A 21,769-nucleotide genomic window follows, 5' to 3' on the forward strand; every position below is an offset into this window, starting at 1 on the left:
AGGAAAGCCAGTGACAACGCATCTGGATAGCCCGGACGCGGCACAGCGGAGGCGGCGTCTTTGGCGCAGGGTCCTGGGCAACGTTGCCGCGGCGCCGGTGAGCATGGGTTGCGTGCTGGTTTTCTGGGTCTCGGGGGCCGCGGTTGCGGGGTTCGCTGATGGGTCCCGGGTTTCGCTGGCCGCGACGGCCCGTTCTTTCCCGGACCATTGGTGGGTGCTGTTCAGCTCGGCTTTCTGGGCCCGGAACCTGGCGGGCTACCTGCTGGGTACTGTGCTGCTGCTGACGGTGGGGGTCCTGGTCGAAAGACGCATCGGCAGCCGGCGGTTCGCAGCGGCCGCGGTGGCTGGGCAGGTTCTCGGAGTGGCTGCTGCGACGGGCTTCGTGGCTGCCGCAGCAGGGGTTATGGGTGATTGGACCCGGCAAATGAGCGGGCACCTTTTCATGGGACCTACCGCCCTGGTTTGCGGGGCACTGATGGCCTCGACGACGTCCATGACGACGCTGTGGCGGCGCCGCGTCAGGCTTGTCGTTTTTGCGCTGCTGGGGTTGCTTGCCCTGTACAACGGCGGTTTCGCCGACCTGGTCCGGCTTTTCGCCGCGATCGCTGGTGCTCTCGTAGGACCGGTGCTCTCCGGCCGGAAGCCCCGGACACCGCATCCTGTCAGCTCCCGGCACGAGGGGCGGGTGCTGATCGCCCTGCTGGTCGCCATCACGGCCATCGGACCGGTCGTTGCCGGCCTGGCCCCTCACGCGGTCGGCCCGTTGTCGGTGCTGCGGTTTCTTTTCACGAACATCCAGCCCGTTGACCCGCAAACCCTGCAAACCCTGTGCACGGACCCAGCCCAAGCCAAAGACTGCGCGTCCGCCCAACTGCAGCTACGTGCCGGGGCGGGTGGAACGTTCATGGCAGTCCTTCCCTCATTCCTGCTCCTTCTGCTCGCTGATGGACTGCGACGTGGCCGCCGCTTTGCCTGGGCCGGGACGCTACTCATCCAAGTTGCGCTCTCAGCCATGGCCCTGGTCACCATCATCGGCGTCCTGCAACCCACTGCCCCGGACACCGCCGCCACCGAGGGCCTCGCGGCCATGGACGCCGCCGTCTACGGCCATCCCCTCACCCTGGCCCTGCCCCTGCTGGTGCCGGTCATGCTCTCGGTCCTCCTGCTGAGCAGACAAAGACTGTTCCCTGTCCACGCCCCGCACGGGACCTACCCGCGCCCGGCGGCCCTGATCGTAGCGCTGGCCCTAGTCTTGGGATTGGTCTATCTCGGGGCAGGCCTGGCCACGGCCAGGGATTTCACCCCCGCACCTGGGGCGGGCGAACTCCTGGCCGACATCCCCGACCGGTTCCTGCCCCTTGGCTATATGTTCGACCTTTCACCCGCGTTTGTTCCTCAAAGCACCGCGGCGGTGGTTCTGTATGAAGGGATTGGCATTGTTTTTTGGGCCATCACCGGAGTTGCCTTGCTCAGGACCTTCCTCCGGCCGGCCCACGACCGGTACAGCCTTGATGAAGCCCGGGCTCGGGCCATCATCAAAACCCACGAAGGCGGGTCACTGTCCTGGATGACAACGTGGCCCGGCAACAGCTACTGGTTCGCCTCCTCCGGCCAGAGCTTCCTCGCCTACCGGGTCATCGGTGGCATCGCTCTGACCCTGGGACCCCCTGTCGGCCCCGGCAGTGCACAGGAGGAGGCCTTTGACGAATTCACCGCCCATTGCGCCCTTAACGGCTGGAGCCCGTGCTTCTACTCCGTTCCACAGGAACTGAAGGATCACGCCGCCGCCAGCGGATGGGCAAGCGTTCAGGTAGCCCAAGAGACCATCCTTGACCTGGAAAACCTAAGCTTCAAAGGAAAAAAATTCCAAGACATCCGCACGGCCATGAACAACGCCACCAAGGCCGGCGTCCGGGCCGAATGGACCAGCTACCCCGCAGCAACCCTGCCGATCCAGGCACAAATCCAGGAAATCTCCGAAGAATGGGTCGCAGACAAAAAAATCCCCGAAATGGGCTTCACTCTTGGCAGCCTCGATGAACTCAACGACCCCGACATCCGCTGCCTCATCGCCATCGACAACGACAAGAGAGTCCACGCCGTGACCTCATGGTTGCCGGTCTACCGTGACGGCGCCGTTATCGGCTGGACGCTTGACTTCATTCGCCGACGCACCACCGGTCTACGCGCCAGCGCCGAATTCCTCATCGCCTCCGCGGCGATCACCCTCAAAGAAGAAGGCTGCGAATTCATCAGCCTCTCAGGAGCCCCGCTGGCACAACCACCCTACAGCGACCGCACCACCGACCCGCCACCGGCCCCGACCGGCATGGACCGGCTCCTTGACCAACTCGGCACCACCCTCGAACCCATCTACGGGTTCCGGTCCCTGCTCGGCTTCAAAGCCAAATTCCAACCCCGATACGTGCCCCTGTACATGCTCTACCCCGACCCCGCAGCTTTGCCGGCCATCGGAAACGCTGTAACCCGCGCCTACCTCCCGGAAGTGCGCTTCGGACAAGGAATCTCCCTCGCCCGGACCCTGCTCCGGATCCTACTGACCAAGACGCCAAAATCCCGGAAAAACCCCTCACCCCGGCCGTGATCTCCCCGAAGGACGCCCCGCCGGTCCCCGGGACTGCCACCTCCCTGGACGCACCTCTTGCCGGCGGCCATGAGGGAACCTGAGAATTCCACAGGAATCTCTCAGGAGCGCCGCCATAGCCTGTCCCCATGGACATCACCAGAACCATTTCCGCCCTCGGAGCCGGCCGTGTCGGGACGGGACTGCTCCCGGACTGGGCAGACCCTGCCGTCATACTTCACCAGCCCGCCCTGGCACCCTGGCTCCTGGTCATCATCGGTGGTGTCGTCTTCGCCGAATCCGGGCTGCTTGTGGGGTTCTTCCTTCCGGGGGATTCACTCCTGTTCACCGCGGGCCTGCTCGTGGCAACGGGGACCCTGAACATCAACATCTTCCTTCTGGGGATCATCGTGTTCCTGTGTGCGTTCGCAGGCGATCAAACCGGGTACCTGATCGGAAAAAGAACAGGACCAGCCCTGTACAGAAAGCCCGACGCGAAACTGTTCAAACAAGAACACCTCACCAAGGCCCACCAATTCTTCCTTCGCTACGGCGGACGCGCCGTCATCCTCGCCCGGTTCATTCCGATCGTGCGGACCTTCACCCCCGTCATCGCCGGAGCAGCGAACATGAGCTACCGGACATTTATCCTCTTCAACGCAGTTGGAGCTCTCCTCTGGGGCATGGGGATGACGCTGCTCGGATTCTGGCTCGGCCAGTACGAATGGATCGGCAAGAACATTGACATCATCTTTATCGCCGTAGTGCTCCTATCGGTGCTGCCAATGATCATCGAAATCGTCAAAACGCGCCGCCGACGTACACGGCGGCCGGCCCAGGAAAGCGACTCCCACCACCCGTAGACTGCCGCCGCTCCAAACAACCCACCTCAAGAGTACCGCAGTCGGCCCGCGACGACTTGCGTTATCAGCCTCAACTCGTCTTCTGTCCCGGGAACGCCGATCGGATTCCCGCGCACAAGCGCCACATCGGCTACGTCGCCCGGACGGCACGCTCTTCTGCACTTGACAGGCCGACAAAACACAGCCGTCGCCTGGATTCCGGAAAGCTCGACGGGCGGCCGGCAACAAACGCGTGACTGGCGCGCCTAGGCCCCCGCGACCCCGATCTATGCCCCTGGACTCGCCGTCCTCTACGCTCGGCGCGTACCTCCGAGCCGCCACCCGCCGGCCGGTAGCCACGGTGCAGCGAGAGTGGGTTCAAAAAGTTTCAAAACGGAAACGAATAGGATTCACGTAATGGACTTTTACGCATGGCTCTGCCTCTTCTTAGGACTTGTGTTGCTGCCCGCAGTAACGTGGCACGTCCGCAGGAGGAGACAACGCCTCTTAGGCCGGTTGCAAGACAGAAACCGGCGGTGGTCGGCCCGATTTCGCGAGGACGCCGCAAACTCTCATGACAAAATAGGGCGCGGGTTACGCGAGCACAGGCCCGACATCGCCAAAGAAACCGGATCTGGCACAGCTTTCATGGCCTAACAACTCAGCAAGTCACTCTGACGGGGTGCCGGCAGGGTGAAAACATCATCGCTCCCGAATACCGGCGCTTACATCTCTGCCCGAGAACGAACATCGCCACCAACTTAGCCATGCATCGCTCTGACGACCGGCCTTACTGCAATGCCCGCAGCGGCCAGGACGGACATGGCCTGGCCCAGAGGCGGCGGGTTCGAGAAGCATGGCGCCCCGGCTGCGGCCTCCAATTTGCTTGACGATGTCCAGTGAAGAAATCCGTCCCATTTGGGTTCTGAATATAGGACGCCCGGCAGTGCGCCCGGTCTGGGAAACGTCTTGACGAGTTTCGCCAGGGCAACCGCAACCGGTGGTTGCAGTGCCCGCGGGATGGACTCGTCCATGCGCCCAGCCTAAAGGATCAGGACCAGAACGGACCTTCGCTGAGCTTCGGCCTGTAAAAGCTTCTTTCTGCCTTACACGCGGGCCGGATCACAGCAGAGAGTCTTGTAGACCTCGCCATGCTTGAAATTGCCGTCGGAAATAGAATCCGGGGCGGGCGGCCACACGGCGGCACGCCCTACTGGGCATGGTTGTCCTTCGGACCTTCGGCCGTCTCGTTCATGATGCGCCCGATGGTGGCAGCGATCGCCCGCACTGCCTCAGGGTCTTCGACCCACGAGCTGCCGTTGCGGCTGCAGGCACGCAACGATGTCACCTTGGACGCCGCGGTAGTCTGCCGCAGCTCCGCCCAGGCGGCCTCCAGGTCGGCCGATTCGTCGGCGGTCAGGGTCCTTCGTTCCTCGACTGTCCGCACAGCCACGGACGGCTCCGGTGCTTTGCGGCGCCTGCTCAGAATGTTTCGCAGTCCCACGTGCCACCTCTCCTTCTGACATAAGTGTCCCGCCTGGGATTGGGGGAAACCAGGCGGGACAGGTTCACCGTACCAACCCAGTCTGACAATGCGCGGGGAGAAGCATGCTCGCGGGGCTCGCACTCCTTTTGGGCGTCCACTCCGCTTCGCTCCGTGGCCGGCTGTTGGGCCCGGTCCCGACGTCGCAGAGCTCCGCCGTGCCCGGTCCTGTTGTGTCTACGACGTTTTTTGGCTGCTGTCCTTCGGATTGCACGTGTCCGCTCCACCCCGTCTAGCCCCTCCGCAGGCTCCGGGGCCTGCGGTGCAGGAATTTCCCTCCGGCGCTCCTGCGTCGCTTATTTCCTCCGGGAATTTCCTGCACCTTGCCCAAGGGTAGACAGGCCTCCGTCGGCCACAGCTCCGCAAGCTTCGCCAGCAGCCAAAAAACAACGGAGGGAGAGGGGAACTGGCCGGTCACCATTGGCCACCCCACCCACCACCAGCAAAGGACCGAGGACAATGACCGAAAACCGCACCATCGCCAACAGCCCGGCCCAAGCCGTGGTCTTCCTCGAAACCCTCGCCGCAATCGTTGAGAAGTCCCCCGTGGCCTACAGCGCCAGCGCAGCCGAAGACCTCGCTGCACACATCCGCGGCATGGCCGAAGCCGTCAACGCCGAGGCCCACGTGAACCCAGCCGTACTGGGCACCACCCGGCAATACGCGGCGCTGGACTGGCACAACGAAGCTATAGCCGTCCTGTTCGCCGCAGAACACCGCCCAACCTTCCACTAACACCAGCCGATGGACCGTTCGCCTTTCGTGGGAGGACGGTCCCCCGGAAATCAGGAGACGAGACCATGGCTGAAAGCCTCGAAGTACAACAAACCGCCGAAGAGATCGAATGGTTTCCCGCGCGGGAACTGGTGGACGCTATGAAAACCGAAGGCCTGGAACTTCAAGTCGGACAGACCGGCGGCGGTACAGCCACCTTTTTCCTTCAGGAGGAAGGCCGCCACACCTTCCTAATCGGCCCCGGATCCTTCAACTGGAATGACCCCTTGGAATCCCAGTTCACCACGGCAGAGCTCTACTACGGACCGGATCACTACGACGACGCTGGCGAACCGATGGAGTTCGCCGACGATGAAGAGAAGACCATCACGCCGCGAACCCCGATGACGGATATCGCCGAAGAAATCGCCACCAACTTCCGTCGATTCAACACCCGAGATTCAGCCAGCGCCGCATAAGCCGGGTGGGCCGTTCGCCTGTGTGGGCGGGCGGCCCGCCGCCCAGGACGAACCACAGCAACCAATCACCAGCGGCGGACCGCCGTTCAACGCCACCAAGCACACGGCCGCCAAAAGGCGCGCCCGGCCTGCCTCCAGAAAGTCTCTGACATGGGACACCATCTGAAATCGCAGCACCGTCCTGTTGCCGACATGCGTTCCCTGGCTGAATAGTCATTCACATCAAGGGAAGGAATGTTTTGTGGCCATCGCGACCAGTCCGAGCATCAAGTACAAGTGCGGGCATACCCAAATGCAGCGGCTACTACGCGGCCCGACCGTCTGAACTTTTTCCGGAACAGGAGAATGGACGGGAGTATTGCTACTCCCGTCCAACTATTTCTATTGAAAGACTACCAACGACCTAGAGCGAAGCGTCGGTTGAATCGCTTCTCCTTTACTTGTTGGCCGTTCCCTGGGCTGCATCAATTTCTGACTGGGTTGGGGGCGTGACTGTGAAGGTTCCCACTTTGGTTTTTCCGGTTTGGTCGTAAAGGTCTATTGTCACGGTCTTGCCGGCGTTTTCCCGTTGCCATGCCACGGCCTCGTCGGGACTCTTGAATTGCGGCTGGTAGTTCAACTGCTTCGTATAGACGTAGCCTTTGGTGCCATCGTCACCGACGGCAGCGATGAGGTCGGGCTCTGTTTCTGGCGAGATGGCTTTCGCTGCTGAACCATACGTCAGGCCCGAGTCGTTGCGCGGATATTCCGGGGCCGGACCTTGCGGGAGGTCCATTCTCTGTTCGGCAGCGGTGATTGTGCCCTGTACAGCTACGGCGGCGGTGCCCCCAAGAGCTAACGATGCCAGGATTGCGGCCCCGGTTGAGATCCGGACGATATGTTGTTTTCTCATGTTGTTCCCCCTAGACTCCGTTGACCCAAGTGCTCTGAGGTGCGTAGTAGTAGTTATAGCCAGAACCGTTCCATGCGCCCGTTACTGACCATCCGTAGTAAGCGCTGGGCAGGGCACATCCGCTACCCTGCGTGACAACGGCGAAATTGCTAGACCAGCTTCCGGTGTAGATATTGCCCGTTTGCTTGCAAAGCTCACCGGTTGCCAGAAATAGCCGAGCATTGGCGGACATGTATCCGGCAGGTACCGACGAGGTTGACGTGGGGGCAACGGCTGCGACGGCGTAGGTTCTCGTCGATGCCCAGGCCTCAGACACGTTCTTGTAGCTGTATCCGTTGACTGGTCCGTAAAATCCATTCAGTCCAGTGCCTGCATTGGCCGCCGTGATACCAATTAGTCCAGCGAATCCTACAAAGAACGCGCAAGCGGCAGCAATTAGTGAATTATGCCATGGTCTTTTCATGAAAATCCCCCAAGTCGATTTGCCATCCCCATGATGGTGGCTCGAACCTATACGAAGAGAGGCTTCAACACAATGGTCAATTTGTGATCTAATTATCCGGGTGCCTCAAACGTGCCTATCTGAGTTTCGCCGTCTTGGAGAAAGACGGGAATTTGCCGTGTTGGGCGAGGCGTCGAAAAGTTCTTTGCAGCATCGGCGGGGCTTGTCGGCTGTGGCCCTTCCAAGTCCCGCGAGAGTACGTATCCGCTGGCGCCGTTTGTTGCCACAACGGCGACCAGGTCGGGTGGGATCGGACTGTCACCCTGGACTCCGTACGTCTGACCCTTCTCATTTACAGGCCACGCCGGCACGGTGGCGTAGGTGGGTGAACATGGCCCAGCCACTTGGCATGGCAGGGCGATCCAACCCAGTTGGCCTGTTGAAGCCAAAGCTCCGGCTCCAAGGGTCAGCGACCCAGCTATGACCACCCCTACGGCAACTGCCCGCGCGCTATGCCTGCGAACCTTTGCTGTGTCGTCTCGGACATTCTGGAGCAGAATGTTGCGAACGGCTTTACGTCGCGCTTCGTCAAACTGGACTTCAGGATTCATGAGAGGCTCCTAACCAAACTGATGTCGGGAGATGTTGATCCGACCATGTCGGCGAGTCGGGATTTGGCTCGATGGAGACGCGATTTCACGGTTCCGTGGGGAATCTTGAGCACCGTGCTGGCCTCCTTCGTCGTGAGGTCTTCAAGTACGCAGAGAGTTAAAATCTCTTGTTCCCTCCGGGTTAGCCGGGCGAATGAGTGTCGAACGATTCGTTCGATTGAAACGCTGGAAATTCGATCGCTAACTTCATCTGCAGGATCAGGCTCATAGTCGACCGCCGGAAGCTGAGAGAGCATCTGTTGGTGCCTTCGTCGCGATCGTTCCCAATTTCGGACTGTGTTGTTGGTAACAACCAAGAGCCAGGCAAGTATCGATTCGTTGACCATCCTGACACTCCGGCGTTTCCTCCACGCCTCCATGAAAACCAGAGCAGTCACGTCCTCGGCGTTCTCTCTCGAACCCACCACGCGAAGACTATGACGAAATACTCGACGGTAATGCCGATCGAAAACTTCCCCAAAAGCCTCGGCGTCTCCTTCTTGAGCGCGTCGCCACAGTTCCTCATCGGTACTCATACCTAATAATGTCCGGTACCACGACTTTGGTTCCAAAACAGGTGATTGTGTCAACGTGATCGGAGCCCACTAGGACGGCCCGAACGGTACCCACCCGTCGGACGTCCGGGGATGATGTTGTGAGGGTGTCTAGGGGTTCTTGGCGTGGTTTCTGGGTCTGTGAAAACACTGCCGCGGGTTGGGACGATACCCGGGGTCCCGGTTGTTGGAAGCTGGCGTCTGGCGGAGTAGTGCGTCAGAGGTAGCTGCAGATTTGTTCGGGATCGCAGCTTGCGTCGGTCCCGGACGCGGCAGTGGCGTGAAGGCCGGCGACGATGGATCGCAGCGCCATTAGTTCAGAAATCTGGTGGTCCAGTTCGGCCAGCTGGTTGGAGAGAAGGTCTTGGACGTGGGCGCAGGGGGCTTCTCCGGCGTCACGGAGGCTAAGAATTTCGCGTATTTGGGTCAGGGCGAGGCCTGCGGCCCGTCCGCGGCGGATGAATTCGAGCCTGGCCACGGAGTCGTCATGGTAGTCCCGGTAGCCGTTAGAGGATCTTTTCGCTGCCGGGAGAAGCCCGCTGTCCTCGTAGAAACGCAGCGTCTTGGTTGTCATCCCTGCCGCTGCCGCGGCCTCACCGATACGCATCATGAACTCATTTCTTAGCAGGCGGCCAGGACGGCGATTCCTTGACATTCCAGTGTAGGGGAAGGTTGAGAATGGGATGCAGAGCTGGTCTTCGGTTGAAGGCTGCACATGGCGGTCGGTTGAGCAACAGGTGTGCTGGCGGCTGCTTCCCTTCCATCTTCAGGAGTCCCTCGTGTCGGCAGCATCTTTCGATTATGACCTGGCCATTATCGGTTCCGGCGGGGCTGCTTTCGCTGCGGCCATCCGGGCAACCAGCCGTGGCAAGCGGGTGTTGATGGTGGAGCGCAGCACTGTGGGAGGCACGTGCGTGAACACGGGCTGCATCCCGTCCAAGGCCCTGCTGGCCGCCGCGGAAGCCCGCCATGTCGCCCTCGATGCTTCCGGACGGTTCCCCGGTATCAGCACCTCCGCAGAGCCGGTGGATATGCCCGAACTGGTCGCCGGGAAGCGCTCACTGGTCGAATCCATGCGGTCAGAGAAGTATGTGGATCTCGCCGCGGGCTATGGATGGAACCTGCAGCGGGGGACGGCGGTGTTCGCCGGAACCGCAGCCGCACCGGTTTTGAACATAACCGCCCCGGGCGGAACCACCGAGACAGTCAGCGCGGAACACTACCTGGTCGCGACCGGCTCCACCCCCTGGATCCCTGAAGTGCCGGGAATGGACGAGGTGGATTATCTGACGTCCACGAGTGCGATGGAGCTGCAGGACGTTCCCGCTTCGATGCTGGTGGTGGGCGGCGGGTATGTGGCGCTGGAGCAGGCGCAGCTTTTCGCCCGGCTCGGCACGGAGGTGACCATCCTGGTCCGGTCCAAGCTCGCCTCGGCCGAAGAGCCTGAAGCCGGGCATGCCCTCGCCGGTGTCTTCGCCGATGAGGGCATCCGGGTCGTCCGTCGAGCGACAGCGTCCTCGGTCCGGACCGATGAGGTGTCGGGGGACGTGGTCGTGGATGCTTCCGTCTCAGGAGGAAACGAGGAATTCAGGGCCGCGCGCCTGCTCATGGCAACAGGCCGGCGCCCGGTCACGGAGGATTTGAACCTTTGCATGGTCGGCGTTGAAACCGGGGACCGCGGGGAAGTCCTGGTCGACGGGAGCCTTCGCAGTACTAATCCGAGGATCTGGGCCGCGGGTGATGTGACGGGTCACCCGGAGTTCGTTTATGTCGCCGCCGCGCACGGGGCCCTGATGGTGGAGAACGCCTTTGAGGGTGCCGGGCGTGAGGTCGATTACCGGCACCTGCCCCGGGTCACGTTTACCAGCCCTGCCCTGGCCGCTGTCGGGATGACGGACAAGGAAGCGAACCAGGCAGGGATCCGGTGCATGTGCCGGGTTCTGCCGCTCAAATTTATCCCTCGCGCGCTGGTGAACCGTGATACCCGCGGCTTCATCAAGATCGTTGCCGACGCGGACACGGGTCGGATTGTAGGGATCACTGTCGTGGGTAAGGACGCCGGGGACATCGCCGCCGCAGGGATTTACATTCTGGAGGCCGGGATGACCGTTGATCAGGTCGCGAATCTCTGGAGCCCCTATCTGACCATGGCCGAAGGCATCAAGATAGCAGCCCAGTCCTTCACTACTGACGTCTCCAAACTGTCCTGTTGCGCGGCATGAAGTGGTCAACGACAACCTATGTGTTCGTGGGGCGGGCGGCCGCGGCTACCTTTTAGTGCGCGTTCCTTGTCAGGCTGTGGGCGAGGCGGTAGGAATCGGTGCCGGTTTCGATGATGGTGCCGTTGAACGTCAGCCGGTCAACGATCGCGGCGCAGAGGCGCGGGTCGGTGAATGTCTTGGTCCAGCCGGAGAACGACTCGTTGGAAGCGATGGCGATGGAGTTCTTCTCTTCGCGTTCGGTGAGGACCTGGAAGAGGAGTTCGGCGCCGCGCCGGTCCAGTTCCATATAGCCGAGCTCGTCAATGCAGAGCAGGTCCACTCGGCCGTATCTGGCGATGGTCTTGGCGAGGACTTTGTCGTCGGCGGCTTCGACGAGTTCGTTCACGAGCCGGGTGGCCAAAGTGTATTTGACCCGGTATCCCTTCTCCGCCGCGGCGGTGCCCAGCCCGATAAGCAGGTGGGATTTGCCGGTTCCGGAGTCCCCGATCAGGCATAGCGGTGCACCTTTTCGAATCCATTCGCCGGTAGCGAGGGTATGGATGGTAGCGGGGTTGATGTTCGTGTTCGCGTCGAAATCGAAATCACCGAGCCATTTATCCCGGGGAAAGTTCGCGGCTTTGACGCGTCGGATTGAGGAGCGACGGTCCCGGTCATCGCATTCGGCCAGCAGCAGCTCGGCCAGGAAGCCTTGGTAAGAGAGTTGTTCCTTCCCCGCGACGGTCAGAGCTTCGTCCAGAACCGCCCGGATGGTGGGCAGGCGCAATCGGCGGCATGCTTGGTCCACGGCCGCGACCGCGGCCTGCTCAGTCAGACCGCGGCGCCGTCGCAGGGTTGGGGTGATGGTGGTGGCCGGTGCGGTGGGGCTCATGAGATGTTTTCCTTCGACGCGGTTCCTGCGGAGTGTTCGGTGCGTTTGGCCAGCAGCTCGTCATAGGCGCTGATCGCCGGGAGCGGCCGCTTGTCTGGAGGGAGCCCGGCGATGACCGCCGCCGGGTCCATCAGCCGGCGCTGGGTCAGGCTGACAACTCGTTGCACTTTCGCTTCAGCATGAGCACCGCGATGACGGTCAGGACGGGACCCACCAGCAGGGATGCTGGAGGCATGTCGGCGGCCTTCAACCGCCACGACGTCGGCACTGACGGCACCTACTCCAAGGGCTGCGGTGATCCCTGCCTCGATGTCTTCGGCTTCCATCGATCGGTGCAGCAGCAGGACGTCAATCAGTTCACGGGTCCCCGCGGCATCACCGTTGACCCTGCGCGAGGCAGACCAGAAGGCGTCATGGGCGCTGGTGAAAGCACCCGACTCCCGCGCCCTGGCCAAAGCAGTGGAACCAGGCAAAGCGCCGGGCTTGGTCTTGAGGACCTCCAGATAATGGTCCAACTGGACCGACTGCCCGCCCTTGGCAATAATCCGCTGGTGCCGGGCCGCCACCGCGCGGCCGTCGAACACCACAACTTCGGATGCCCGCAATGAAACCCGGACCCGCCGACCGATGAACCGTGCTGGCACCGAGTACTTCACCATCCGCACGGTGATCATTGAGGACCGGTCCACTCTCGGGTTCAACACCAGACCGGGATCGAACTCGTCGGCCGGCAACGGTGCCAGGAACGGGCGCTCGGCGGCGAAGTCCTGGCCGATAGTGCGGATCCTGCCATCAATCCGCCGCTGATCGTCTTGAACCTCCCGGCTCCGGATCCAGTCGTTGAGCTCATCAAGGGACCTCGCCACGGGCATCGGGGTCAGCCGGTTGCGGCGGAACCAGCCCACCTCGCCCTCGACCCCGCCTTTCTCGTGAGCGCCGGCAAGACCTGGCTGGCAATAAAAGGCATCAAATCCATAGAACGAGCGAAACAACACCCACCGGTCATTCTCCAGGCGGTTCCGCCCCTGACCGAACACCACGGCCCTGACGGCACTGGTGAGGTTGTCATAGCGGATATGTTTGACCGGCACGCCGCCGATCTCGTTGAACGCCTCGACGTGGCCTTCCAGAAACGCTTCCTGGGCCTGGGTGGGGTAAATCCGGTGGATGGCTTTGCCGGAGTGAGAAAGCCGGAAGATGAACATGTGGCATTTCGTCTTTACCCCGTCCAGCACGATCCAGACTTCACCGAAGTCCACTTCCGCTTCCGCGCCCGGGGCGTGCTCCTGAGGAACAAATACCTCAACCCGGCGGCCGGCCTCCACATCGATCTGCGCCCGGCGGACCCGAACGTAGTCACGCACCGTCGAATACGACAACTCGTCCGCTCCATGCTCCTCGATGAGCCGGGCAAGAATCCTCCGGGCAGTGTGACGCTGCTTCCTCGGCGCCGTCGTGTCCTCGACGAGCATGGCGTCGATCGTCGGTTTATAAGGATCAAGCCGCGGCGAGGACCGTACAGGAGTTTTACGCTCTGGCGGGACCGGGGAACTTAACGCCTTACGCACGGTTTTCCGCGCCACCTGGTGCCTGCGGGCAAGCTCCCGGATTGACGCGCCCTCCACCCGGGCATCCCTCCGAATCTGCGCGAACAACTCCACTCTTGACCCCATCCCGGCCCTCCCGTCGTCGATCCAACACTGGATGGATCAACGTTCACAGGTGGGTACCATTCAAGCCGTCATTAGGTTCGGCATGTCCGGCTGGTGGGTACCGTTCGGGCCGTCCTAGTGGGCTCCGATCAGACTGTCATACTCAGCTCACCCACTTTTGCTGTTCTTCGTTCGGGAAAACACTCATGCTAGCTCTCCAGTCCTAAAGCTTCGCCCGCAGATGTGGCAACACTACTCGCGCACTGACAGAACTATGTTGTAAAAGGACTCTCCTCAAACGATGGGGCCACCAAGACCCGAGCGTGTCCGGGAGGGTGCGACCAGACCTTTGATGGAACAAGCTTGGACGACATCGCGGTGAGGGGCCGCCGAGGATAGCTTTTGCCGCTTCAGATAACGGCCCCGAATCAAGTCCTGCAGTACGTCTTCGACGGGCACGGCCAACCGCCAGGTCCCGCGTCCGCCATCTGACTGCCCTGGCAACAGGTCGGTTGCGTTGCCGGAACCGCGCCTGCACCGATCAACCAGAACATAGACCTGCCGCAGGGACACACCCAGCTGCGCTGCAGCTTCGGCCGCAGCGCTGAGCCCTATTACGTCCCGCTGCGACAGGGGAGTGATCACGGCGGCGGTTCGGACCGCGGTATCCCAGTCCTCTTCGGTCATGGCCTATAGGCCATGACCGAAGAGCGGAACATCGTTGTCCGTCATTTCGTCACCGCGGGAACAGGGCCGAGAACAGAACACCCATACGAAAAACCTAGTCCAGAGCCGTGGGACGCGAAATGACTCGTTTGTGCAGCCGGCTTCGATTACTACGTGGTCATAGGCGGTTGCGCACACCGCGGAATAGAGAGGACATCAGTGCAAGCGACTGCGAACAATGACAGTTCGTGTCAGTTCGGATGGGTGGGGGAGTGTCCCACTGAGGGTGTCCCAGTTCTAAGGAAATGGACACTGATGGTTAGGTTTGTCCCACCCAGCGGGTCCCTATTACGCCTTACGGTGGCCGAATGCATCAAGTTAACCGACTCGCGAGGAATGGGCCGGATAATGCCCATTTTCGCGGATAGCCATCATTGGTATCTGGCAGGCAGATCTGTGGGCTGGGTATGGAGAGCGCATGTCTCCACGAGGACGTCCCAAGCTTTGGCCCTGTCGTCGTTTATGCCTCTCGACTTCGCCCACTGACCGGGAGTCATGGTACTCCCGGGCTCTCCGAGGTAGAGGTTAAGATCGGCGTACTCGGAGATTCCGACCCTCAGGGTGCTGTCTGCGACCCTGTACGAAAGCCTCTTGAGGTCTTCGAACAACACCTTGAGGTCCTGCTGGTTAAAGATGGACTCCGGGTGTTGGTGCCACCAGGCGTGAACGCCGATGGCTCTGATTTCGAGACAAGTCTCGTCATTGGACAGCGGGTGGGTGCCAGAACTGCCGTGGAAAACCGGGCCGTGTACGCCGCCGGCCGTGGCTTGCCCTGTTGCACTCCCGGTCGTTGTCGAGGACGCAGAACTGATTCCGTTAGTCGTCGTCTCAGTGCTGATTGTTCCGCTTGCCGTGCAGCCCGACAGGGAGAAAAGAATGACAGCTGCCAGGGCCTTGGCAGCACCGTGGGTCAAAGGATTTCCTTTTGATTCGCGCCATTGTTTAAGGCGAAGTCTACGCCCGGCCCCAATTCCGAGGAAGACAGCGACCGTGAGCAGCGCAGGCGGTTTCAGACGCTCTCACCAGGGTGTCAAAATTCCTCAGGCTGCCAGGCTCATCAGAGGACGTGCAGTTTTCTTGTGAGCTATCAAGCCGGCGATACCGAGATGCTCGTTGACTAACCCAGTCGGCCCCGGGAGCTGGCCACTGAGGTCCACCGCGGGTGGCGGCTGTGAGTGGTTGCGCCTGTAAAGGCTGGTGTTGGCTTGGACACTTTGGCTGTAGAGGATCGGTCTGAGAATGTTGAGCAGCTGCGGTGGAACATAAGGCGGGTCCGTGGCGAGGCTAAGAGAAGCACAGCAGTTCCTAGGCTGCCGTTGACGGCCACGGTACGCGGGAGTCTCGGCTCCGGATTCAAGACAGCGTTCCGCCAATAGCGTCACACTTCCAGGGAAGCGGGACGCTTCATTTGCGCTCTTGTTACTTGCCAGCCGCCCGGAAACCCGGCCGGGAAGTGCTATTGAGGAGCAAGGGCTGCACACAGGTCTGTCGCTGTTCCATTGAGCGAGAAGGACGTGTAGACGAAGGTGGACGATTCCATCGTCACGCGAGTATGGCCGTTGACGCTTAGGAGCAGGCCTGGGTATTCGACCAGTCCATAGGGCCCTTGGTCTCCAGGAAAGAGGGTCATGAACAGCTGACCACTGGTCTCAAATACAATGTCGCCTTCCACTGAAGAAGGCCAATCCGTGGCATGGAAGCGGCTGCGATGTACGACCGACTTTCCGGTGTCCACATTGGTGAGTGTTGGGTCGGCGATGTCGTGCGTCACGATCCGTCCATCAGCGAACTCGGTGATCGTCACCCGGACACTCTCGGCTTCTGCGGCGACGGGGAATGTACAGCCTTGACCCGCCGGTATTACGAAGGGCTCCGGAACTGTGATGACCGTTCGAGTTGGCTTCGCGCCTTCCGCAGCCGAAGCGGGGCACATCACTCCCACCGCCGACATGAGCACGACAACCAGAAATGTGCATCCTAGCCGTCTGGCTACGTTCATGACCTGTTCTCCGCCCTTGGGACGACAGCGCCACCGCGTGTAGGTGGGTCCGTTAACTCTAGATTCCTCCCCACGAGGCAACATGTCGATGGCCCGGCGCATGCAGAAGCGACGACCGCGCAAATCGCAGAGTCAGAGTTGGTGGGGAGAATCCCGTTACTTAGGAAGTGGAACGGATAATAATGCGGCGTTTAGAGTGCCGCACGCCTGAGGAAGCGGCTAGTCTAGGCTTCACTGGCGAAGGGGAGCTATGAAACCAATCACTGTGGACGTCGGCAAGGGCACGCTGGAACTCGATTCGGAGGGAATTCTCCACCTTGTGTGGAAGCCGTCCACTGTTCTCGAAGCTGATGATGTCCATGCAGCCATGGCAAGGCTCAATGAAGTGGCCGACGGCGCCGAGTATCCGATGCTGATCGACATAACAAACACCAGAGCCGTAACTCGTCCAGCCAAGGCCGTTTTCAGTACCAAGTGTGCTGCGTCGCGAATTGCCCTGCTTGGTTCAAATCCCGTAAATCGGGTTGTCGCAAACTTTGCTATGGCACGCCGAACCCTCCCATGTCCCACCCGGTTTTTCGCCTCCCGCGGCGAGGCCATGACCTGGCTTCGCGGTAGTCCGCTTCCGTAATTCCACTGGTCCAGAGCACCCCAACCTGGCGTGCCATGAGGAAGATGTGTGGAGCTTTCCTGACTGCTGCTTCTTCGGACCGGAACATGGCGGCGACTTCATTGGTCCCCAAGCCAAGCCGCAGGACGACGATGCAACCTCCACGCACACTAACCCCGGCTCCTGCTGTGACCAGAGGAAGAAGCCCAGGGCCTTCGTTCGGGCACAACGAGCGCCGGGGTGTCCTTCCGGAGGGTTTCGCCATGTAAGAAGCCGGGCCGCGCATCGGACATGATCCCTGAAGGCCGGGAAAGGGAGTTATCGTCCAGAGCGCGAAGTAGTTGGGCAGGATGCAGCTCCATGGCAGGTTCGAATCCACGGACTTCGATTCGACGGGAAGTGTCCCATCAAGGGGTGTTCCAGTTCCAAGGAAGTGGGACGGGAAACTGTGTAGCGTGTAGGGAGCCTTCACCGACTTGCTGGTGCGTTTCAGGACGACAGAGTCCTGGACAGGAACTTTCGGGTAGGTTTCTGGTCATGCGAGCAGCTGCAGATCCCTGGGTTCCTGAGGTCATTGGTAGATATTCCCTGTTCAGGCAGGCCACCAGGCGTCATGCGCCATCGGAGCTTATCCCGGCCGTAGCGGCGGCAGCAGCGAAACGCGCCTACGACAAACCTGCGCAAAAGCTGAAAGGGATCCATCCCTGGGTTTACGCTGCAATGGCGCGTGACTGCATGCTGTACAGCAATGAGAGACGGTCCAAACCCGTCGATGACAATGCTCTTCGGCAGATGCACAACTACTTCCTCGACTCACCCGGGTGGGATCACTCGCAGGAATCCACGACCAGTATCTTTACCATGTTGTTGGGGATGGCCTATGAGCAGACCTGGTATCAAAAAAATCCGAAGAACGAACTCGCACGGTCCTACCTGCTCTACACAAAGACGGAAACGCCAGGGCTTTGGCAGCCGGAAGCAGATGAATGGCAGGAGGTGCTGGGCGCACCGTTCCAAACCGCTCTGACGGCGTCCTTCATCCTCTACGCCCTCAGTTGCTCCCATGCCGGAACGTTTGATCCGAAATGGCCAGAAAGCCATGGCTACTCGAAGTTTGAAGGTCTTATCCCTGCCAAAGAACTTCTGAGGGTATTGGACTTGTTGACCACGACCGTTGAACAGGCGAAGGACCGTGCCAAAGAAATGCCGGTGCCGGCGGGACGTTACGCGTTCAACCCCTTAATCGAACGCCCCTTCGTTGACCTGGGGGACGGTCTGCGGTACGCGCCACAGCCGCACTTCGTCCTTCGGGCTTTTGAGACGCAGAACGTGTATTACCGGGCCATGGCTCGATGGGGTGACCGCTTCGGGCAGGTTTTCGGAAGCAAGGTCGAAGCGTACACGGGCATGCAACTCCGGCACACCGGTGAGCAAACCGTCATCCCGGAATTTACGTGGGAAAAGAAGAAAGCCGGGGTCATGCGGTCCTCGGACTGGTTTGTCGTTACTCCAGCTGCCACGATCCTCATCGAGTGCAAATCGGCGCGCATGACACTCGAAGCGCGTGCCGGCAATCAGAAGGCAGAAAGCCTCCTCGATCAGTACGTTGGAAAGGCATACCGGCAGCTGGCCAAAAACGCTGAGGAACTTAGAGCGGGAAACCCGAACTTCAGCCACATCCCCGCCGACCGACCACTGATCGGTTTGGTTGTCACGGCCGAACGGATGTTCGGGTCCAACTCCGACCGAATGCGCAGCAGATTCGGCACCCCATCGCTCCCAGTCCTGACAGCCTCATTGGAAGACGTTGAAACTCTGTCCTCGCTTCCCCCCGAAACCTTGGGCGAAGTCCTGACCGAAATTCTGGAAGATGCTCATCTGGCAAACCAGAGCCTCACGGATGCGGTCGTAAGAGTGATCGGACCCGAAGCAATACCGAAGAACCAACTGATCGAAGACACCTTTAACGAACTCACGCCCTTTTCCCGCGTAGAAGAGGCCCTCAATCGGGCCGGGGACACAAGCCCGGGATTCCCAAGTGGAGCATAACTGGGTTGAGCTCGACTAAGAAATAGTGCCGTACCGCTAGGGGAGACGGCCGCCCGAGGTTTGGATGCTTCTATATTCGTCAAGCAAAAAAGCCTTGGGGCGCTTAGGCCTTCTTTCGTATGACAAGACCCACCGAGAGCAGTGCGGTAGCGTCATTGGCACGGTATGCGCGACTGGGGGAAACAGATGATGAAGCTCAAACTCACGGCAACGATTGCACTGCTGACGGTTCCACTACTGCTGGGAGGCTGCGCCAGCAATGGGTATGGCATTGCTGCGCTGAAGGCTCCTGCAGGACCGAAAGATGTCGTCCCTGAGGATGTCAAGCTTCCTTTTCTGGAACAGGTTGATGCTACAACTCTTCGTTTTCTGGTCGAAGAGGACGGTCGACAGTACTTTGCAGCGCAGAGTACCGACGGCGCCCAAGCCTGTCTGGCGGTATTCCATCTCGATCAGCAAATCACCGATTACGCGGGATGTGCAGTTGCAGCCGGCAGCTCCAGCAATAAGATCGTGACCGTGAGCGGGACAGATAGAAGACCCGCAGCCCTGGTGCGAGACAACGCTGACACCGCTCAGTTGGAGTCTGAAGGCTTGAGGCGCATTCATCAGAACGTGTATGTAGGCGAGTAACCGAAGAGTCCAGCTGGTACTAATACTGCGCTGACCCTTGGGGTATGGATTTCGAGGGTGCCGCATCTTCGGTCTCTCCCTTTAGAGTTCTGTAAATCTGGCGGCTGATGTATCGCTTAAGACTGCGGATGATTTCCTTCTTCGTGCGACCCTGGCTTGTTCGTTTTGCGACGTAGTCTTTGGTAGCTGGGTCGCGGTTCATTCTGATGAGGGCGATGGTGTAGATCGCCTTGTTGAGTTGCCGGTCACCGCCGCGGTTCAGCCTGAATCTGGTGGTGCCACCTGATGAGGCAGGAACGGGGCACGTGCCGGCCAGAGCTGCAAATTCGGCCTCCGAGCGCACTCTGCCGGTGTGCGACCAGGCGGTGAGGATGATTGCGGCAAGCACTGGGCCGATTCCGTAGATATTCAGAAGGGCAGGCTGGACTTGCTGCACGAGCGTCTCAAGTTCTGCGTGGTTTTGGGCCATTTGTTCCCGCAGAGTCAGGATTTGCTTTGCTAACTTGACGGCTTCGCGGCGGCATGTTTGAGTTCCGAATTCCTCCTCCCGTTCCCTCCAGGCTGCGATGGTGTTGATCTGGGTGACCGTCAAGGGTTTGCGGGCATCCATGCCGAGGTCCACGATGCGCAGGAGGGCCGTCAGAGCGTTGATGGCTGCTGTGCGTTCGCGGGCCATAGATCGGCGCGCATTAGTGAGGACCCGTAGTGCCATCTGGTTCTGGCCCGACCGGGGTTCCCGAAGTCGGTCCATAGGGATGCTCAGGGTAGCTCGTGCTGCGCGGGTCGCATCGATGGAATCGGATTTGCCCTGGTATCGGCCCAGTTGTTGGTTAGGGACGGGTGCTTCGGTGACTTGGAAGCCGGCGTCGGATGCTTGTTGCCTTAGTTTGGCGCCGTACGATCCTGTTCCTTCCATGGAGAGTAGAACCTGCTCAGGAGAAGCGTCGGTGCGGCGCAGAATCCAGGACAGGGCGCGGTTGCCTCCGGTTGCGGTGGCAGGGAATGTTTCGTTCGCTCTTTCTCCACCGCTTGCGGTGTCGATGATCGCGAGGGTATGCGTTTTGGCGTGCGTATCAATGCCGACGACGAAGTCGAAGTGCTCTGCCACAATCATCTTTTCCTCCTGGGTGCCGGGAATGGAAGCCCATCGGTGGGTTACTGCGTGGCAGGTCTGTAATGGGCCACACCCGGTGGGCGGGTGGGCATGCTTCTAATCAGGCCAGCGCTGTAGACAGAACCGATGCCGGGCCCGGCCAAGGCGGACATATCCAAGAAAGCGCACTCCGGAAACTCAATCCGGAGGCAATACCATGGGTGAGCCACACCCTGGCCAGGCCACAGCATCAGACTGCCAGCTGCTCACGGAGCAACCGGGTAAAGACTTACAGACCATGGGGGTCTATTCCGAGATTTACATGTGCACAGCCTCGGGTGTACCTGATTCAGTTTGGGTTGGTCGGTACGAGCACTCCGATGAGCATTAAGACGAGCCAGAGGGTGTAGATGGTTCCGGCGATGAGTATGAGGATAAGGATTCGGGCTACCCAGTCGACGCCGCGGAACTTGTTGGTGTTCCTGTAGTCGTTTATGTGGAGGGTGACCAAGGGGCCGATGACGAGAGCGAGGGTGGTGAGGCCGGCGAGCAGTACCCACGCGTTTTGCCATGGTTCGTGTTGCCCGGTGTAGACGCACCAGATGGTCAGCGCTTCTCCTGCGCCGATGAAGATCAGGACGATGGCCATGCCGACGGACTGAAAAAAGTTCGTGTCTCTTCCTACCCGCCCGGTTTCGTCTGTTTCGTCCGGTTTCCCCCCGTACCGCATTGGCACGCGTTGGAGGACCTTCGATTCGAAAGCTGCCGCCAGCAGAAGCACCGGAATGACCTGGGCCATCAGGGCATGAAAGTTGTTCACACATGAAATCTTGACAGACCACTCAGACAACCCCGGGCATCAGCTTGGGGATTTGTGGGCAGAATGGTCTCATGTGCGGCAGATATGTAATGTCCAAAGCAACGAGCGATCTTCTGAGTCATTTCGAGGCGAAGGAAGTTGAGGGCAGCCCGCCGGGGCCGAGCTGGAACGTCGCCCCGACCCAGAACGTCCCCATCGTGGCCGAACGCTTGGATGAGGGCGCCCTTGACCGGCGCCTGCTTATCGCCCGGTGGGGCTTGGTGCCGTCCTGGGCCAAGGACACCAAGATGGGTTCCAAAATGATTAATGCCCGGAGTGAGACGATCCTGGAGAAGCCTTCCTTCCGCTCGGCCGCGGTGAAGCGCAGAGCCATCTTGCCTGCTTATCCGGTACAGCT

At 60.5% G+C, this 21,769-nt stretch carries 20 protein-coding genes; 9 read left to right on the forward strand and 11 right to left on the reverse strand.

The annotated features are described in order from the left end of the window. Positions 1-10 precede the first annotated feature (10 nt). Together EU811_RS22015 and EU811_RS22020 are read left to right on the forward strand one after the other, a co-directional pair. Positions 11-2,605 (forward strand): bifunctional lysylphosphatidylglycerol flippase/synthetase MprF, encoded by a 2,595-nt coding sequence (locus tag EU811_RS22015; RefSeq protein WP_238703520.1) that lies wholly within the window; start codon positions 11-13, stop codon positions 2,603-2,605. Positions 2,606-2,733: 128 nt separating this feature from the next. Beyond that, complete coding sequence (locus EU811_RS22020) at positions 2,734-3,447, forward strand: DedA family protein (protein ID WP_142940398.1); 714 nt, start codon at positions 2,734-2,736, stop codon at positions 3,445-3,447. A gap of 1,189 nt (positions 3,448-4,636) precedes the next feature. On the opposite strand, the gene EU811_RS22030 is transcribed toward EU811_RS22020, so the two are convergent. Further along, positions 4,637-4,930, reverse strand: coding sequence for a hypothetical protein (locus EU811_RS22030; protein ID WP_142940400.1), 294 nt, complete (start codon positions 4,928-4,930; stop codon positions 4,637-4,639). Between the two features lie 498 nt (positions 4,931-5,428). Here EU811_RS22030 and EU811_RS22035 point away from each other — a divergent pair, with 498 nt between their 5' ends. Continuing rightward, entirely contained in the window at positions 5,429-5,704 is a 276-nt protein-coding gene (locus EU811_RS22035; RefSeq protein ID WP_142940401.1) for a hypothetical protein, read from the forward strand. 65 nt (positions 5,705-5,769) lie between these two features. Then, positions 5,770-6,162: a hypothetical protein gene (locus tag EU811_RS22040; protein WP_142940402.1), complete on the forward strand. Its 393-nt coding sequence runs from the start codon at positions 5,770-5,772 to the stop codon at positions 6,160-6,162. 436 nt (positions 6,163-6,598) lie between these two features. On the opposite strand, the gene EU811_RS22045 is transcribed toward EU811_RS22040, so the two are convergent. From EU811_RS22045 to EU811_RS22055, 3 genes are all read right to left on the reverse strand, one after another. Then, positions 6,599-7,054 (reverse strand): hypothetical protein, encoded by a 456-nt coding sequence (locus EU811_RS22045; RefSeq protein WP_142940403.1) that lies wholly within the window; start codon positions 7,052-7,054, stop codon positions 6,599-6,601. A gap of 1,049 nt (positions 7,055-8,103) precedes the next feature. Continuing rightward, a complete protein-coding gene (locus EU811_RS22050; RefSeq protein ID WP_142940404.1) occupies positions 8,104-8,682 on the reverse strand; it encodes an RNA polymerase sigma factor in 579 nt (192 codons plus the stop codon). A 235-nt stretch (positions 8,683-8,917) separates the two neighbouring features. Beyond that, positions 8,918-9,307: a heavy metal-responsive transcriptional regulator gene (locus tag EU811_RS22055; RefSeq protein ID WP_031216440.1), complete on the reverse strand. Its 390-nt coding sequence runs from the start codon at positions 9,305-9,307 to the stop codon at positions 8,918-8,920. 172 nt (positions 9,308-9,479) lie between these two features. Between EU811_RS22055 and merA the strand changes: the two genes are divergently transcribed. Then, positions 9,480-10,922, forward strand: coding sequence for a mercury(II) reductase (gene merA, locus EU811_RS22060; protein ID WP_011691634.1), 1,443 nt, complete (start codon positions 9,480-9,482; stop codon positions 10,920-10,922). 52 nt (positions 10,923-10,974) lie between these two features. Here merA and istB read toward each other — a convergent pair whose 3' ends face one another. The 5 genes from istB to EU811_RS22085 form a co-directional block, all read right to left on the reverse strand. After that, the gene (gene istB, locus EU811_RS22065) at positions 10,975-11,790 is read right to left on the reverse strand and encodes an IS21-like element helper ATPase IstB (protein ID WP_011691635.1); all 816 of its coding nucleotides are present in this window, start codon (positions 11,788-11,790) and stop codon (positions 10,975-10,977) included. Continuing rightward, entirely contained in the window at positions 11,787-13,463 is a 1,677-nt protein-coding gene (gene istA, locus EU811_RS22070; RefSeq protein ID WP_011691636.1) for an IS21 family transposase, read from the reverse strand. The genes istB and istA overlap by 4 nt, the downstream gene beginning before the upstream one ends. Before the next feature lie 273 nt (positions 13,464-13,736). Beyond that, positions 13,737-14,129 carry a hypothetical protein gene (locus EU811_RS22075; protein ID WP_142940405.1) on the reverse strand — a complete coding sequence of 131 codons (393 nt, stop codon included), beginning with the start codon at positions 14,127-14,129 and terminating at the stop codon, positions 13,737-13,739. A 410-nt stretch (positions 14,130-14,539) separates the two neighbouring features. Then, the gene (locus EU811_RS22080) at positions 14,540-15,082 is read right to left on the reverse strand and encodes a hypothetical protein (RefSeq protein ID WP_142940406.1); all 543 of its coding nucleotides are present in this window, start codon (positions 15,080-15,082) and stop codon (positions 14,540-14,542) included. A 542-nt stretch (positions 15,083-15,624) separates the two neighbouring features. Further along, complete coding sequence (locus EU811_RS22085) at positions 15,625-15,972, reverse strand: hypothetical protein (RefSeq protein ID WP_142940407.1); 348 nt, start codon at positions 15,970-15,972, stop codon at positions 15,625-15,627. Positions 15,973-16,417: 445 nt separating this feature from the next. On the opposite strand from EU811_RS22085, the gene EU811_RS22090 reads away from it, so the two are divergent. The 3 genes from EU811_RS22090 to EU811_RS22105 all read left to right on the forward strand — a co-directional run bounded on the left by EU811_RS22090 (position 16,418) and on the right by EU811_RS22105 (position 19,459). Beyond that, positions 16,418-16,798: a DUF7793 family protein gene (locus tag EU811_RS22090; protein WP_165450225.1), complete on the forward strand. Its 381-nt coding sequence runs from the start codon at positions 16,418-16,420 to the stop codon at positions 16,796-16,798. Positions 16,799-17,137: 339 nt separating this feature from the next. Continuing rightward, complete coding sequence (locus EU811_RS22100) at positions 17,138-18,826, forward strand: hypothetical protein (protein WP_142940409.1); 1,689 nt, start codon at positions 17,138-17,140, stop codon at positions 18,824-18,826. A 186-nt stretch (positions 18,827-19,012) separates the two neighbouring features. Further along, complete coding sequence (locus EU811_RS22105; RefSeq protein WP_142940410.1) at positions 19,013-19,459, forward strand: hypothetical protein; 447 nt, start codon at positions 19,013-19,015, stop codon at positions 19,457-19,459. Positions 19,460-19,478: 19 nt separating this feature from the next. On the opposite strand, the gene EU811_RS22110 is transcribed toward EU811_RS22105, so the two are convergent. Beyond that, entirely contained in the window at positions 19,479-20,573 is a 1,095-nt protein-coding gene (locus EU811_RS22110) for an IS110 family transposase (protein WP_142940411.1), read from the reverse strand. Between the two features lie 328 nt (positions 20,574-20,901). Next, a complete protein-coding gene (locus tag EU811_RS22115) occupies positions 20,902-21,372 on the reverse strand; it encodes a hypothetical protein (RefSeq protein WP_142940412.1) in 471 nt (156 codons plus the stop codon). Positions 21,373-21,461: 89 nt separating this feature from the next. Between EU811_RS22115 and EU811_RS22120 the strand changes: the two genes are divergently transcribed. After that, on the forward strand, positions 21,462-21,769 hold a 308-nt coding region (locus EU811_RS22120), incomplete at its 3' end, for an SOS response-associated peptidase family protein (RefSeq protein ID WP_238703521.1).

It is taken from the genome of Arthrobacter sp. TS-15 (genome assembly GCF_006964045.1).
In the GTDB taxonomy this organism is placed as follows: domain Bacteria; phylum Actinomycetota; class Actinomycetes; order Actinomycetales; family Micrococcaceae; genus Arthrobacter.

Excerpts from the sequence above, each read along its gene's own strand:
- EU811_RS22020 (WP_142940398.1), top strand. The coding sequence starts at position 2,734 with ATGGACATCACCAGAACCATTTCCGCCCTCGGAGCCGGCCGTGTCGGG.
- EU811_RS22035 (WP_142940401.1), top strand. The coding sequence starts at position 5,429 with ATGACCGAAAACCGCACCATCGCCAACAGCCCGGCCCAAGCCGTGGTC.
- EU811_RS22040 (WP_142940402.1), top strand. The coding sequence starts at position 5,770 with ATGGCTGAAAGCCTCGAAGTACAACAAACCGCCGAAGAGATCGAATGG.
- EU811_RS22045 (WP_142940403.1), bottom strand. The coding sequence starts at position 7,054 with ATGAGAAAACAACATATCGTCCGGATCTCAACCGGGGCCGCAATCCTG.
- EU811_RS22050 (WP_142940404.1), bottom strand. The coding sequence starts at position 8,682 with ATGAGTACCGATGAGGAACTGTGGCGACGCGCTCAAGAAGGAGACGCC.
- EU811_RS22055 (WP_031216440.1), bottom strand. The coding sequence starts at position 9,307 with ATGCGTATCGGTGAGGCCGCGGCAGCGGCAGGGATGACAACCAAGACG.
- istB (WP_011691635.1), bottom strand. The coding sequence starts at position 11,790 with ATGAGCCCCACCGCACCGGCCACCACCATCACCCCAACCCTGCGACGG.
- istA (WP_011691636.1), bottom strand. The coding sequence starts at position 13,463 with ATGGGGTCAAGAGTGGAGTTGTTCGCGCAGATTCGGAGGGATGCCCGG.
- EU811_RS22075 (WP_142940405.1), bottom strand. The coding sequence starts at position 14,129 with ATGACCGAAGAGGACTGGGATACCGCGGTCCGAACCGCCGCCGTGATC.
- EU811_RS22090 (WP_165450225.1), top strand. The coding sequence starts at position 16,418 with ATGAAACCAATCACTGTGGACGTCGGCAAGGGCACGCTGGAACTCGAT.
- EU811_RS22100 (WP_142940409.1), top strand. The coding sequence starts at position 17,138 with ATGGCAGGTTCGAATCCACGGACTTCGATTCGACGGGAAGTGTCCCAT.
- EU811_RS22105 (WP_142940410.1), top strand. The coding sequence starts at position 19,013 with ATGATGAAGCTCAAACTCACGGCAACGATTGCACTGCTGACGGTTCCA.
- EU811_RS22110 (WP_142940411.1), bottom strand. The coding sequence starts at position 20,573 with ATGATTGTGGCAGAGCACTTCGACTTCGTCGTCGGCATTGATACGCAC.